This window comes from Acidilutibacter cellobiosedens (genome assembly GCF_004103715.1).
GTDB lineage: Bacteria > Bacillota > Clostridia > Tissierellales > Acidilutibacteraceae > Acidilutibacter > Acidilutibacter cellobiosedens.
In genome coordinates this window covers 1,120,169-1,134,365 of the sequence record NZ_CP035282.1, presented here as the reverse complement: position 1 = coordinate 1,134,365, position 14,197 = coordinate 1,120,169, and the positions used below count along the sequence as shown (strand labels likewise).

General features: G+C 32.6%; 12 protein-coding genes. 3 read left to right on the top strand and 9 right to left on the bottom strand.

The genetic code is table 11. The features are described 5' to 3' along the window. Positions 1–6: 6 nt before the first annotated feature. Positions 7–933 carry an aminoglycoside phosphotransferase family protein gene (locus tag EQM13_RS05385; protein WP_206172851.1) on the bottom strand — a complete coding sequence of 309 codons (927 nt, stop codon included), beginning with the start codon at positions 931–933 and terminating at the stop codon, positions 7–9. A 126-nt stretch (positions 934–1,059) separates the two neighbouring features. On the opposite strand from EQM13_RS05385, the gene EQM13_RS05380 reads away from it, so the two are divergent. Next, a complete protein-coding gene (locus tag EQM13_RS05380) occupies positions 1,060–1,668 on the top strand; it encodes a DedA family protein (RefSeq protein ID WP_128752153.1) in 609 nt (202 codons plus the stop codon). A 14-nt stretch (positions 1,669–1,682) separates the two neighbouring features. Here EQM13_RS05380 and EQM13_RS05375 read toward each other — a convergent pair whose 3' ends face one another. The 4 genes from EQM13_RS05375 to EQM13_RS05360 form a co-directional block, all read right to left on the bottom strand. Beyond that, entirely contained in the window at positions 1,683–4,493 is a 2,811-nt protein-coding gene (locus EQM13_RS05375; protein ID WP_128752152.1) for a sigma 54-interacting transcriptional regulator, read from the bottom strand. Between the two features lie 78 nt (positions 4,494–4,571). Beyond that, the gene (locus EQM13_RS05370; RefSeq protein ID WP_240662998.1) at positions 4,572–5,219 is read right to left on the bottom strand and encodes a class II aldolase/adducin family protein; all 648 of its coding nucleotides are present in this window, start codon (positions 5,217–5,219) and stop codon (positions 4,572–4,574) included. 23 nt (positions 5,220–5,242) lie between these two features. After that, positions 5,243–6,604, bottom strand: a complete 1,362-nt coding sequence (locus tag EQM13_RS05365; RefSeq protein WP_128752150.1) for a PTS galactitol transporter subunit IIC — start codon at positions 6,602–6,604, stop codon at positions 5,243–5,245. Positions 6,605–6,623: 19 nt separating this feature from the next. Continuing rightward, complete coding sequence (locus tag EQM13_RS05360; RefSeq protein WP_240662997.1) at positions 6,624–6,914, bottom strand: PTS sugar transporter subunit IIB; 291 nt, start codon at positions 6,912–6,914, stop codon at positions 6,624–6,626. A gap of 175 nt (positions 6,915–7,089) precedes the next feature. On the opposite strand from EQM13_RS05360, the gene EQM13_RS05355 reads away from it, so the two are divergent. Then, on the top strand, positions 7,090–8,532 hold the full coding sequence (locus EQM13_RS05355) for a DDE-type integrase/transposase/recombinase (protein WP_128752149.1): 1,443 nt from the start codon (positions 7,090–7,092) through the stop codon (positions 8,530–8,532). A 283-nt stretch (positions 8,533–8,815) separates the two neighbouring features. On the opposite strand, the gene EQM13_RS05350 is transcribed toward EQM13_RS05355, so the two are convergent. The 3 genes from EQM13_RS05350 to EQM13_RS05340 form a co-directional block, all read right to left on the bottom strand. Then, the gene (locus tag EQM13_RS05350; RefSeq protein ID WP_128752148.1) at positions 8,816–9,283 is read right to left on the bottom strand and encodes a PTS sugar transporter subunit IIA; all 468 of its coding nucleotides are present in this window, start codon (positions 9,281–9,283) and stop codon (positions 8,816–8,818) included. A gap of 254 nt (positions 9,284–9,537) precedes the next feature. Further along, positions 9,538–10,452 carry an AEC family transporter gene (locus tag EQM13_RS05345; RefSeq protein WP_114217876.1) on the bottom strand — a complete coding sequence of 305 codons (915 nt, stop codon included), beginning with the start codon at positions 10,450–10,452 and terminating at the stop codon, positions 9,538–9,540. Between the two features lie 74 nt (positions 10,453–10,526). Then, the gene (locus EQM13_RS05340; protein ID WP_128752147.1) at positions 10,527–11,132 is read right to left on the bottom strand and encodes a non-canonical purine NTP pyrophosphatase; all 606 of its coding nucleotides are present in this window, start codon (positions 11,130–11,132) and stop codon (positions 10,527–10,529) included. Positions 11,133–11,364: 232 nt separating this feature from the next. Here EQM13_RS05340 and EQM13_RS05335 point away from each other — a divergent pair, with 232 nt between their 5' ends. Continuing rightward, on the top strand, positions 11,365–12,477 hold the full coding sequence (locus EQM13_RS05335) for a helix-turn-helix domain-containing protein (protein ID WP_128752146.1): 1,113 nt from the start codon (positions 11,365–11,367) through the stop codon (positions 12,475–12,477). 269 nt (positions 12,478–12,746) lie between these two features. On the opposite strand, the gene EQM13_RS05330 is transcribed toward EQM13_RS05335, so the two are convergent. Beyond that, positions 12,747–14,189: a DDE-type integrase/transposase/recombinase gene (locus EQM13_RS05330; RefSeq protein ID WP_128752145.1), complete on the bottom strand. Its 1,443-nt coding sequence runs from the start codon at positions 14,187–14,189 to the stop codon at positions 12,747–12,749. Positions 14,190–14,197: the final 8 nt, after the last annotated feature.

Here is a 14,197-nt window from a genome sequence, read left to right as displayed (position 1 = left end):
CTGAAATCAGAGGATATTTTTGTACCAACGGGGAATTATAATATTAAAATTGTCGTAATCATTTAAAGCCATTTGGCAGCGTGTAATCATACTTTCAACATCAGATTTTCCGAAAGGTATTGACCATATGATCGAAAAAAGTGACGAATATGCAACATAAAGCGCATGCCTTTCCCAAAATTCCAAAGGTGGAATATTATCAAAGTATCCGTCGATTTTTCCTCTTGCAAAGGGAATACTTGATTCTCTGTCAAAAGATTGAGTTTTATAAAATTCTTCAACAAAATCACCTATATCCCATCGGTTAAAATCAATTACACCGACGTTTTTATCATCTGTAAGAACCAGATTTCCCATATGGAAGTCCCCATGCTGATATACTTTTTTAACATTATCAATTAACTTTATATTTTCTCTTACATAAAGAATTGCGGTTTCGTCTCCCTTAACCCTGTAATCAGAAGTTTTATAATCATTTATTCTTGAAACTATTTTATTTTTCATTTTTGTTTCCCAATGAAACGGAAGATTATCATTAACAGGTATTGAGTGAATTTGTTTTAAAATTCTCCCTGCTTTGATTCCTAACTCATATTGTTCCATAATGGGAAATGATGAAATACATTCATCCAATGATTTCCCGTCAACCCATGAAAGCAGCATATATGTACTTTTCCCTCCATTACAAACTCCGAAATCAACTGCTTCCGACATAGAGAAACCAAGCTTATTAATAAGTTTAATAAAATTATATTCGGCCTGTTTATTATCAAATTTACTAATATCGGATAATCTTAATAAAAGCTCATTGCCGTCCTTATCTATAACGTGATATTTTACATCATCAGACCAACCTTTGTTGATTCGTTCTATCCGCTGCCAATTTTCACAATTTGGTATTTCAGTTATTTTATCCATACATTTCTCCTGCAACTATCTTGCCTCCTCACGGAATTCATGATAAAATAAAAATAGTAAATATATGATATCATTTCTGAAACAGAAAAACTACAGAAATATTATCTTAAAAATTTGTTTATAATGGGAGAATTTTATAAAATGGATGACTGGATTATTGAAATCATAGACTCTTCGGGTTATGTCGGAATTATGTTGTTAATTGCTCTTGAAAATATCTTTCCTCCTATCCCTTCTGAAGTAATATTAACATTAAGCGGTTTTATGACTAATTATACCAGAATGAACATATGGATTGCCACAGTGTTTGCCACAATAGGTTCTTCAATAGGTGCCATTATAATTTATAGTTTAGGAAGGCTCGTAAATACAAAGAGTTTAGAAAGATGGATCAACAAATGGGGGCATATTTTTCATTTAAAAATTGGAGACGTCAAAAAAGCAAAGGGATGGTTCGTACGTCACGGAAATATAACCGTATTTTTTTGCAGATTTATCCCTATAGTAAGAAGCCTCATTTCCCTTCCGGCAGGGATGGCAAAAATGAATGTATGGATATTTTTGCTCTATACCGGTATAGGTACATTTGTATGGAATTCCGTATTGATATTCTTAGGTGCATTTGCAGGTTCTCAATGGAAAGAGCTTGTAAACCAAATAAACATGTACTCCTATATTATTCTTGGATGTTTGGCAGTAGGAGTAATTTTTGCCTTTTGGGCGATTAAAAAAATTAAAAATCGCTCGTAATTTTTAATACACAATTATTTACTGCTTTCAGTTAGCTCAGTTTTAGAGCAAATTTTTTTGATATTTACCATATGAAGTATTATTTTTATAAAGTAACATATTTCATCATCACTTATGGTAATATTAAAAAATTTCTCTAATAAAGCAAAATTTTTTTTGCTTAAGGTATATATCTTTTTATTCTCTTCAATAAATTTTCCCTTGTTTTTGTAGATAATTTTTATTCCTCTTATTAACCTGTCAAGCATACACCCCAAATGCAAAATTAAATTAATCATTTCTTCGCTGTTTTCTTCGCCATATTTTAGTCCTATATTATCTATAAATTCTTTAATTTTTTCAACAGCTATCTTAGGATTTATAAAAACTACATTCTTCTCAAGAAGCCTTACTGAAGTCTCAAATATATTGGAATTATTAAATTTTTCTTCATCTAATCTTTCATTTTGATTAATATGAATATTTATAAGTTTTATTATTTTTTCCTTGGTTTCATTAATTACAAGCTGGCTTATGTTAAAATACGGGCAGTCAAAATCAGGTTCAATATCTCCTATGGAACATATTAATTCATATTCCTTCATCAATCTATTTCTCTTTTCCGTGCCTTCCCTAATCTCATCATAATTAGATGTAATAACTTCCACTCCCCTTATATTATTTTCCTTAAGCAAATTATTTATCATCTCTTCAGCCATTTTCGCAACACCTATTCCTGTAGTACAAACAGTTAAAATAGCTTTTTTCTTTGATATAACTCTATAACTTTTTGTTCCGTCTTCTAAAATATTTTCTATATTAACATCATTATACAAAACAAATCTTAAAATATTTAAAACATCTAAAGTAGTTATGTTTTGAACTGTTTTAACTTTTATTCCCGTTTGTTTTTGTATTCTGTCTCCTAAAAAAATCAAAGAACCCATATCTACCAATAAAATAATGCCGTTTCCTCTGTCCATTGCAATTACCGAAGCCAAAACTTTGTTATATGTGTCTTCTACTTTGGAATCCAATGGCATGTCAATAGCTTTAACCAAATTTGTATTGAATAAGCTGTTACAAACTTGAGCCATACTTGTAGCAGTGCTTTCCCCATGACAAATCAGTAAAATCCCCGGTTTATCCGTATTTTCTCTTTTATCCACACTATTAATAATCAATAGGACTATAAAAGCTATTTCATCCTCTGAAATATTTATATTATATATTTTTTCCAACTTTCCGGCAAATTTTTCCGTTAAATTAAATTCGACCTTGTTTGTTTCTTTTATCTCTTCAAGATTATCATTATGAATAATTTTTCCCTCTTTAATTCTGTCTACCATGGCTTTCACATGAAATGATAGTCCCCAAAAAAGTTTATCACTATAGTTTAGCCCTAATCTCATGGAAACAGCATTAATAAAATCTCTGCATAAATTTACAATATTCTTGTCTACTACATTGTATAATTTTTTTGTATCCCAGTAATCAAATTTATTGTTCTTAATGATATCATTATAATAAGAAGATATGATATCATCAAATTTATTGGCTACCTCCTCTTTATCATTCTTTACATTAGAAATTTCATCTATCAATTTATCATAATACGAATTATCCAGATAATTTAATCCTTTATAATAAGAATCGGGAGATATTTCAATATTATTCTCAAATATGTTTAAATACTGCCTTGTTTTATTGTCTATACTCTTCATATTTATGCTGGACACTTTTATGGATTTGGGAAGCATAAAATAATCAATACTAATTTTATCTTCATTTTCTTTATATTTCATTAAAGCCTCGGCACATGTTATTTTTATTATAGAATTTATCTCACCGATATTTCCTTTCGTATCCTGTAAAGCAAGGGTTTTTATTACTTCAGGTGATATGCTTAATTTTTTGTTCAGTTTTTTTGACTCGGCCTGAAATCCATATTCTATAACTTCTATTTTTTCACCAATGCTCTTTTCCCTAAAAGGAGGCAAATTTATTATTACAGGTATTCTTCTAAGAAAGGTGGTAAGAAGAACATCCGTAGGCTTTTCTGTAGTTGCAGCTATTATAACTACATTTGCTTTTCTATAGGATGATGTTTCTCCAAGGCGCATAAATTCTCCTTTATCCATAAGATAAAAAAGCATCTCCTGTCCATCTGAAGGTAGCCTATGGACTTCATCAAGAAAGAGAATTCCTCCGTCAGCTTTCTCTATAACCCCTTCCTTGTCCTTCTCTGCTCCGGTAAAAGCTCCCTTTACATATCCAAATAAATGAGCCATTAAAAGCTGAGGATTGTTAAAATAATCGGAACAATTAAATGAAACAAAGGGAAACTCGTTTTCGGTTTTATTTTTCTTTATTTTTGCATATTTATATATCAACTTGGCAAACGTTGTCTTACCTACCCCGCTTTCTCCTAAAATCAAAATATGAAGACCATAAGGAGGATACATTATAGCTGCTTTTGCTTGTTCTATCTGATTTTCAAGGCTTCCCTTATATCCTATAAGGTTTTCAAACGGATCCTCATATTCCTGTTTTATCATATTCTCAATTTCTTTTATTTCATTTATGGAATATTCATATTTTATTTTTTTTACCTTTGAAACATCTTTGAATATGTCAGCAGATATATAAGTTACAGGCCTTGTTTTTATTTTTATAAGAAAATTACCTTTAAATAAATTATTTAATAATGTACTTGCATTATTTCTTACTATGCCTAACTCTTTCTCAATTTCAGAGGCCGTAGTACCCATACTAAGGAAATCGTTGCCAATATTTGCAGACGCTTTTTTATTAATATAATTCAGTATCTCATCTATCTTTTTCATAAAACCACCCTCAACATAATATCTATTTTATATTAAATTGTGCCATATTTAAATAAAAAAGGCACAAAAGTGTCTTTTTTATTTAAACAATATTTGGTCGGGATATTTCCACTTGTCGAATTCCACCTGTGATATTATGGGAGGTTCTTTTCCTCCGGTTACGGCCAAAATTCTCCAATAAATTTCCGCCACATCCTCTACATAAAAGGAATTTAGCAATGCTTCTTCTATGTCAGAACCTAAAGAAACGGCTCCATGAGACTGAAGAAGAGTTGCATTGGACTTTGATAAGGTATCTTTGATGCTTTCTGCAAGTTCCTTTGTTCCAGGACTTCTATAAGGAGAAACATTTATTGTCCCTCCGTAGGCCGACGCTTCATATACTATAGGTGGAATCGGCTTATTCATAACTGCAAAAGCCGTAGCAAATTTGGAATGAGTATGAGCAATCCCATTTATATCTTCCCTCATCTTATATATCTCAAGATGCATCAAAACTTCACTTGAAGGTTTCCTGCCATTTTTCGACTCTATAATGTTTCCGTCTATATCAAGAACACATATATCATCATAAGACATATTTTCTCTTGATACATGAGATGGAGTTATTAAAATATATCCTGTCTCAACGTCTCTCATGCTAAAATTCCCTGAGTTTGTAATACATAGACCTTTTCTTTCCGCAGTTTGTGCTATTCTTAAAACTTCTTTTTTACAATTATCCAACAATTTTATCACCTCAACTGATTTTATTTTGTTTGAGATTCCATTTCAAATGATTCATCCCTCTTTTTCATATATTTACTGTACCAAATAAATATCAAAATATAACTTATGAATAATATCAGTCCTATAAAATCTCCGTGAACAATATTTAATGCATGAGCAATACTATATCTGAATTCGGGAAGTTCTATCCCAAACCAAGAAATAACTTGCCCTGCTTTTACCGCTCCTGCATTTCGTCCCAGGTTTGTAATTATATTTGTAAAATTAGTTGCCACAATAAGATAAACAGGAGTAAAAATTATTCCAATGATCAACATTCTTATTAGATTTCCACCTGTTACTATTAAGGCCGGAGTTACAACGGATATATTTATTAATGAAGCCAAAGGAAGCACATTATTTGCTCCTAATTTATTTAAAAATACGGCAAGAAGAAGTTCAATAGGAACAAGTATTATAGTAGCTACCCATAATTCTGATTGTCCTGCAAGGAAAGGCCAGTCCAATCCTATATAAAATTCCCTTCCCTTAAATCTTTTTTTCATATAATTTCCTGCTGCATCTGCTATCGGAGCTAACGCTTGCATAAAAAGTTTAGCAGCCATTGGGAAAAATACTAAAGCCGTGCCTACTTTTATGGCAGTATTTAAAATATCTTTCAATCCATATCCCGCAAATATGGCAATTAAGGCACCTACGATAAATCCCATAACACTGTTTTCACCAAATATTCCTATTTTACTTTTCAATTTATTTGCATCTAAATTTGACGACCTCAGTCCCGGAATATAATCAAATAATTTATTTATTGGAGCCATTAAAGCTCCTTGTATGAGCATCTGATGAGGGCAGGCAACTCCCGGAATTTTTGTAAGCCTGTATATTTGTTTTTGAGTTATATCGGCATTCTTCAATTCAAAAACAACTTGAATTCCTCCTGCAATAAGTCCGAGAAAAATATTACCTGTTATTGATGTAACTATAGTTGCCGTAAATATTTTCCCCCACACATTCCACAAATCCACATTAAGACAGTTTGTCCATCCAAAAGCAAGCATTACTATATTTATAATAATCTGAATAGGAAACATGATTACTGCTGCAGGCCATGCCCATGCTATACTTGACATTGTAGGCCATCCAGCATCTATTGCTGTAAGAGTTATTCCTGTATTCTTAACAAACTGAGATGCCGCCGGACTTATGGATTCAAGCATAAAATTTAAAACAAGATTAATTCCTGTAAATGCAATTCCTAAAGTAATACCAGACATAATAGCCTTTTTAGGTTTCATCTTCATAATCAAACCAATTATTATCATTATAACAGGTAGAAAAACTGCCGCTCCTAATCCTAAAATATAATTAATAACTCTCAACATAATTTATTTACCCCCTTATTTAACTGTTAATATATTTTTTCAGCTTTTCAAACTCCTCTTCCATCCCAATTCCCGTAAGAAATGGTATGCCTGAAAGAGTTGGTTTATCTACATGTACTGTGTCAAGAGGTACTATTGATACATAGATATCACATTGATCTATTATATTTTCCAATGATTTAATATCTACTGCTTCGACATTTGCTTTTATGCCTTCTTCTTCAAGCATGGAAGATATTTTTGATGCAACTGTCTGGGAAGTAGCTACCCCAGAACCGCAAGCAACATAGATTGTTTTAATTTTATTCATAAAAAATCCCCCCTTATTATTAAGGTAGTGTCAATAAGACACCCCTCTTTTTTTATTAAAGCCTTATATTATCAAGGGTTACAGAGTTTTTTATAAAATAAAAACAATGACCCCCTATTTTCTGTTATAATTTGAGTTACTACACACAAAATTTATAGAAAAGGTGATCATTGTTATGTCTCAAATTATAACCTATTTACTTGTATATAATCAATACTTACTTAATCAAATTTATGAATTAACCCTATTTATCGCAAAATATATTCCTCTTAAACAATGGGCTTTTGATGATTCTAAAAGTCCTTCTTATCAGAAATTTAAAATAGATAAGCTCCCAATAATCAAAAAGTTCTTTAAGCAGGATTACAGTTTTCTGCTCGAATACTATCTTTGGAAATACAATAAGCCTATTAAGCCAGTTCAGCGTCGTAATGGCAAAACTATACCCGAAGAGATTGTATGCCCTTTATGTGGTGCCCCTCATCAATACATTTATGATAACAATGGTGGCAAAGGCCAATACCAATGCAAAGTCTGTGGTCAAACTTTTATTGCGGGTGAACAAGCAACTTCTCCTTTAGTTCTTATTTGCCCTTATTGTGGACATGCTTTAGTTGCTAAAAAAGACCGTAAACACTTTATTGTGCATAAATGTGTCAATAAAAATTGTTCGTATTACAAAAGCAATTTAAAACAACTTCCTAAGGACTTAGATCCTAGTGAGAAGCACAAATACAAGCTTCATTACATCTATCGTGAATTTACGCTAGATTTCTTTTCTATGGATTTGAACGAGCTACCTTCTTGGGCTACAAGTTTTAAATACAGAAAGAACAATGCTCATATTATGGGGCTTTGTTTAACTTATCATGTTAATCTTGGTCTTTCCCTTCGCAAAACTGCTGAAGCTATGCGTGAAATTCATAATATCAATATTTCACACACTATGGTTGCCAACTATGCTAGAACTGCCTCAGTTATTATCAAACCCTTTGTGGATGCCTTTGATTACAATCCTTCAAATAACCTAGCTGCTGATGAAACCTATATCAAGATTAAGGGGCTCAAAGGTTATGTTTGGCTCATCATGGACACTGTTTCCCGCTCTATTCTTGGTTATCAAGTCTCTAATAGTCGTGATGTCGGACCTTGTATACTTACCATGAGAATGGCTTTTGATAAATTTAAAGAATTCCCTGGTAAAGCTTTAAAATTTATATCTGATGGTTACAGTGCTTATCCTTTGGCTGCTCAACAATTTAAGATTGAGAAGGATTGGGACTTTGATGTTACACAAGTTATTGGTCTGACTAACGATGATACTGTATCCAAGGAGTATCGCCCCTTTAAACAAAAGATTGAACGTCTTAACCGCACTTTTAAAGCCTCTTATCGTGTTACATGTGGTTATGGTACTGATGATGGTGCTTATTATGGTGTAAATCTTTGGGTTGCCTACTACAACTTCCTACGTCCTCATGAACTGTATAGAAGGAGTCGTCCTTTAAATGAAGTTGAAATGCTTAAGAATGCTGGCAATATGCCTGGCAAATGGCAACTTTTGATTTTTCTAGGACAACAGGTTATTCTCAATATGCAAGAAAATCCTGCATCTTGATTTCTATCTGTTCTTAGATTTCAGAGCCAGAGGTAATCCAGCCACCCTTTAGGGCTTGCCCTTGATGGCAGGACAAATACAATGCTACAATATTGTTAAGACGGCACAATAAATTCTCTGTTCTTGAGTTTCTTCGCCGTCGGTAAATATTACGCAGCATTGTTTTGGCATGCTGTCAAGGGTGGCGGCGCACCAAGTTTAAATATATTTTGCAATTTTCTAGGTTCATTTGAGCCTAATTTCTTTGACTCTGTTTTTCATAGGCTACTTTACACTATCATTATTAATTTAAAATTTTTTTCATCTTTTCTTTTATTTCCTTTTTGTCTTCAGAATTATATATATTCATAAGTTCTTTTTTATTTGAAAAAATTGACATCAATTTCCCCAAGGTCTTTACTTGAAATGAAGGATCTTTAATAGCAAGCATAAAAATAAGTTCTGCTTTTACATCCTTTACTCCAAGTCCCATCTCTTTAAATACTACGGGTTTTTTAAGCTTAGCTATGAGTATCGAAGTCTTATTAACATGTTTCATATCCGTATGGGGAATAGCAACAGGAATTCCATCTGTATTAAGCCCTGTGGGATAAGTTTTCTCCCTTTCCACTAAAGCTCTAGGGTAACTTTCTTTGACATATCCCTTTTCGACCAACTTGTTTCCAAGATTCAGTAATAAATTATCTCTGCTGCTTTCATCTACATCTAAAAATATAAGATCCTCACAGACTACCTCTTTATTCGTTGTCATATTCTCGCTCCTTATAATATACTTCTGTTATTTATCAATAATAAATAGCAATTATCATGCCAATATAGTGCATAGTACCGAAAGGTTGAAATGTCTGAATGATAAGAAATTTATATGCACTGATAACTAAAATCTAAGCAAAACATAAAATAGTATAAATTTAGTGCATAAAAAAGCTGTGAATAAAATAATAAACCAATGTTTATCACTTTATTCACAGCTTTCTTAGAAAAATTCTGCTTACATAATAATTCTTACCACACAATATCGGCTATATGCATAATCAATGGAATGGTTACTAACGACAGCAGAGTACTCAGACCAACTAATTGTGCGGCATATTTATAATCCTTCCCATATATTTGGGAAAACATAGATACCGTTACGGCAACCGGAGCGGACATGGCAATAAGCAAAACTTTTTTGATATCATTCAAAGAAGACGGCAACAACTTATATATTCCTACCATTATCAGCGGAATTACAATCAATTTTATAAAGCAAATAAAATATGTGCGCTTATTTGTAAACAGTGTAGTCAGTCCGGATTCAGCAATATAAGTACCCAAAACTATCATAGCAATAGGGGTATTGGTGTTTCCGATAAAATTAAAGGCATCATAAACTATTTTGGGAAGTTTAACCGGAGAAATAAAAATCAAAAATCCAACAATTATTGCAATGATCCCCGGATTTCCCAGTATCTTTTTTAATGAGACCAAACTCTTATCTTCCGATATCCTATAAATTCCGTAAGTATAGTTTAGAACCCAAAAACAAACAAAGTAGGCAGACAGAAAAAATACATTCTCAGCCCCCAATATATTAGTAACTAACGGAATACCTATAAATCCTCCGTTTGCAAAACTAACCGCAAGCTTATCAATATTTCCGTTATCTTTAAATATAATCTCTGCTATAATGATGCCAATAATCATGGAAACTAAAGAAAGTGCAAAAGAAATACCTAACTGTTTCAGCTTTTCCATAGAAAATTCCATCTGATATGACATCAACATAACCAACGGATTAATTACCCAAACAAGTAAATTGGCCATCTGCCTTGAACCTTTTTCATCAATTATTTTTTTTCGATATACAATAAATCCAATAAACATTAATATGTACATAATTCCCATTTGCCTTATAATTGTCACAACAGCTTTCATAGCAAACCCCCATTATCATGTAAAATCTAAAGTTCTAATTTTCCACACAGTTTATTATTATATCATAGAAATCGCTATAGAACTAAACTTCTTATAAAAAAATCTCTAAATCCATTTATCATATTCTTCTGGCTTTCGGTATAATAAGATAAATCCATATAATATTTACCTGTTTTAATATCTTTGGATATTGAGTCCAAAGGAAATCCTCTTTTTCTTTTCTTATGTGGTTCAGAAGTAATGATAAACTCTTCCGCAATATCATTTCCATCATATTCAAAGACCTTTTTCTCATCTAAAATCAGGCATATTGCATTTTTGTATTTTGCCTTTACTTCACCGCCTGCTTTTGAGGCAAGTTCAGTGTAATATTTTATCATTTCCTCATCATTTAATTCTCCGCCATTTATCCTTCTTACATGAACGCCGGGTTGATGATAAAAATCCATTCTGTCTATATACAAGGCGGAATCACATGAAAAAACAGGTTTCCCCCACACTTTATAATAGGCAAAAGCTTTTATCTTAGCATTTTCCAAAGGGCTGTTTCCATTTTCATATATTTTTTCTACTTTTAAATTGACATCATTTAAAGAAATAATTTCTATTTCTAAATTTCTCAGCATGTTTTTCATAGAATTGATTTTTGCAATATTCCCTGTTCCGTATAAAATTTTCAAATTTTTTCAACTCCTCATAAGTAAATTTAAATATATGATATCATAAATAATATACCGAGGAACTATAAAGTTGTAATTTGAAACTATTTTTTAGCTTTAATTATCATCGTCATTTTATTATCGATATTTAATCCGTTATGTATCTCATAGGTTGATTTTTTCAACCAAAATCAATCACCAATCCATTGTAAGTTTCTATTTATCGGATAAAATAAATATAGAGGTGATTTTTATGAAAGAAATAAATATTGCAAAAGTTCTTGTGAATAAACGAAAAGAAAAGGGAATCACACAAGATGAACTTGCTAATTATATAGGGGTTTCAAAGGCCTCCGTTTCCAAATGGGAGACAGGGCAAAGCTATCCTGACATAACTTTTCTTCCGGAACTTGCAGCATATTTTAATATCAGCATTGATGATCTGATGGACTACGAACCACAAATGACAAAAGAGGATATTCGGAAATTATATCTGAAGCTGTCCGCTGACTTTGCATCAAAACCCTTTGACGAAGTAATGGGACACTGTCGTCAAATTATAAAAAAATATTTTTCCTGTTTTCCTCTGCTGCTGCAAATGGGGATTCTTATATTAAATCATAGCATGTTACCAAAAGATCCGGACAAGACGACACTCTTGATTCGTGAAACAAAGGAACTTTTCATCCGTGTAAAGAATGAAAGCAATGATGTGTCATTGACTAAGCAGGCATTGTATATGGAGGCATTGTGTTGTATTGCTACTAATGATCCAAATGCTGCACTAGAATTGCTTGAAGGAATGAATACACAGATACTGCCTCCTGAATTACTATTAGCTTCTGCATACCAAATGACAGGAAGAATAAAAGATGCAAAAACTGCTTTACAGGCTGGAATCTATCAAAATATTGTTATCCTGTTTAATTTTTTCCCTAATTATCTACTGCTGTGTGCAGATGAACCGGAAAGATTTGATGAAGTACTGAAACGTGCTCTTATAACAGCAGAAGCCTTCGATTTCAAGCATCTGCATCCGGCAGTTTTTATCAATACCTATATATCCGCTGCTCAAGGGTATATTACACAGAAAAGAAACAATGAGGCCCTCGATATGCTGGAAAAATACACGGAAATCGTCACAGGAAATATATATCCTCTGCACCTACAGGGGGATCATTTCTTTGATCTGCTGGATAACTGGCTGGACGAACTTGATTTGGGAATACAACTGCCCCGAGATGAAAAAACGATAAAGCAAAGTATGACTGATGTGATTGTAAATAACCCTGCGTTTGCAGTACTTTCAGGTGATAGCCGTTTTCAGACAATAATTGAAAAACTAAAAAATAATTGGATAGTGTAAAGTAGCCTATGAAAAACAAGAATAAAAAATCAGGCTGAATAGAACCTAGAAAATTGCAAAAATATATTTTCATGGCAGTCACCGCCACCCTTGACAGTATGCCAAAACAATGCTGCGCAATATTTACCGACGGCAAAGAAACTCAAGAACAGATAATTTTTCGTGCCGTCTTTACAGTATTGTAGCATTGTATTTGTCCTACTATCAAGGGCAAGCCCTAAAGGGTGGCTGGGTTACCTCAGGCTCTGAAATCTAAGAACAGATAGAAATCAAGATGCAGGATTTTCTTGCATATTAAGAATGACTTGCTGTCCTAAAAAGATAAGAAGCTGCCATTTACCGGGCATATTGCCGGCATTCTTAAGCATATCAACCTCATTTAAAGGACGTTTCCAACTATAAAGTTCATGAGGACGCAGGAAGTTATAGTAAGCAACCCAAAGGTTTACACCATAATAAGCACCATCATCGGTACCATAACCACAAGTAACACGATAAGAAGCTTTGAGAGTACGGTTAAGGCGTTCAATCTTTTGTTTAAAGGGACGATACTCTTTAGTTACAGCATCATCATTAGTCAAACCAATAACTTGAGTAACATTAAAGTCCCAGTCCTTTTCAATTTTAAACTGTTGAGTAGCTAAAGGATAAGCACTGTAACCATCAGATATAAATTTTAAAGCTTTACCGGGGAATTTTCTAAATTTATCAAAAGCCATTCTCATGGTAAGTATACAAGGGCCGACGTCACGACTTTTAGAGACTTGATAACCAAGAATAGAGCGAGAAACAGTATCCATAATGAGCCAAACATAACCCTTGAGTCCTTTAATTTTGATATAGGTTTCATCAGCAGCTAAGTTATTTGAAGGACTGTAATCGAATGTATCTACAAAAGGCTTAATTAATACGGCAGCAGTTCTTGCATAGCTTGCAACCATAGTGTGAGAGATATTAATATTATGGATTTCACGCATAGCTTCAGCAGTTTTACGGAGAGATAAACCAAGATTAACATGGTAAGTAAGACAAAGTCCCATAATATGAGCATTGTTCTTTCTAAACTTAAAACTAGTAGCCCATGACGGAAGCTGATGTAAATCCATAGAAAAGAAATCCAGCGTAAATTCACGATAGATATAATGGAGCTTGTATTTATACTTCTCACTAGGATCTGAGTCTTTGGGAAGCAGCTTTAAATTGTTCTTGTAGTAAGAACAATTCTTATTGACACATTTATGCACAATAAAGTGTTTACGATCTTTTTTAGCAGCTAAAGCATGTCCGCAATAAGGGCAAATAAGAACCAAAGGAGAAGCTGCTTGTTTACCTGTAATAAAAGTTTGACCACAGACTTTACATTGATATTGGCCTTTACCACCATTATTATCGTAAATGTATTGATGAGGAGCACCACAGAGAGGGCAAAATATATCTTCAGGAATAGATTTACCATTACGACGTTGAACCGGTTTTACAGGTTTACCATATTTCCAAAGATAGTATTCAAGTAAAAAACTGTAATCCTGTTTAAAGAATTTTTTAATTATTGGAAGCTTATCTATTTTAAATTTCTGATAATAAGGACTTTTAGAATCATCAAAGGCCCATTGTTTAAGAGGAATATATTTTGCGATAAATAAAGTTAATTCATAAATTCGATTAAGTAAGTATTGATTATATAGTAGTAAATAAGTTATAATTTGAGACATAACAATGA

Coding starts and splice junctions, on each gene's coding strand:
- EQM13_RS05380 (WP_128752153.1), top strand. CDS start 1,060: ATGGATGACTGGATTATTGAAATCATAGACTCTTCGGGTTATGTCGGA.
- EQM13_RS05375 (WP_128752152.1), bottom strand. CDS start 4,493: ATGAAAAAGATAGATGAGATACTGAATTATATTAATAAAAAAGCGTCT.
- EQM13_RS05365 (WP_128752150.1), bottom strand. CDS start 6,604: ATGTTGAGAGTTATTAATTATATTTTAGGATTAGGAGCGGCAGTTTTT.
- EQM13_RS05360 (WP_240662997.1), bottom strand. CDS start 6,914: ATGAATAAAATTAAAACAATCTATGTTGCTTGCGGTTCTGGGGTAGCT.
- EQM13_RS05355 (WP_128752149.1), top strand. CDS start 7,090: ATGTCTCAAATTATAACCTATTTACTTGTATATAATCAATACTTACTT.
- EQM13_RS05350 (WP_128752148.1), bottom strand. CDS start 9,283: ATGACAACGAATAAAGAGGTAGTCTGTGAGGATCTTATATTTTTAGAT.
- EQM13_RS05345 (WP_114217876.1), bottom strand. CDS start 10,452: ATGAAAGCTGTTGTGACAATTATAAGGCAAATGGGAATTATGTACATA.
- EQM13_RS05335 (WP_128752146.1), top strand. CDS start 11,365: ATGAAAGAAATAAATATTGCAAAAGTTCTTGTGAATAAACGAAAAGAA.
- EQM13_RS05330 (WP_128752145.1), bottom strand. CDS start 14,189: ATGTCTCAAATTATAACTTATTTACTACTATATAATCAATACTTACTT.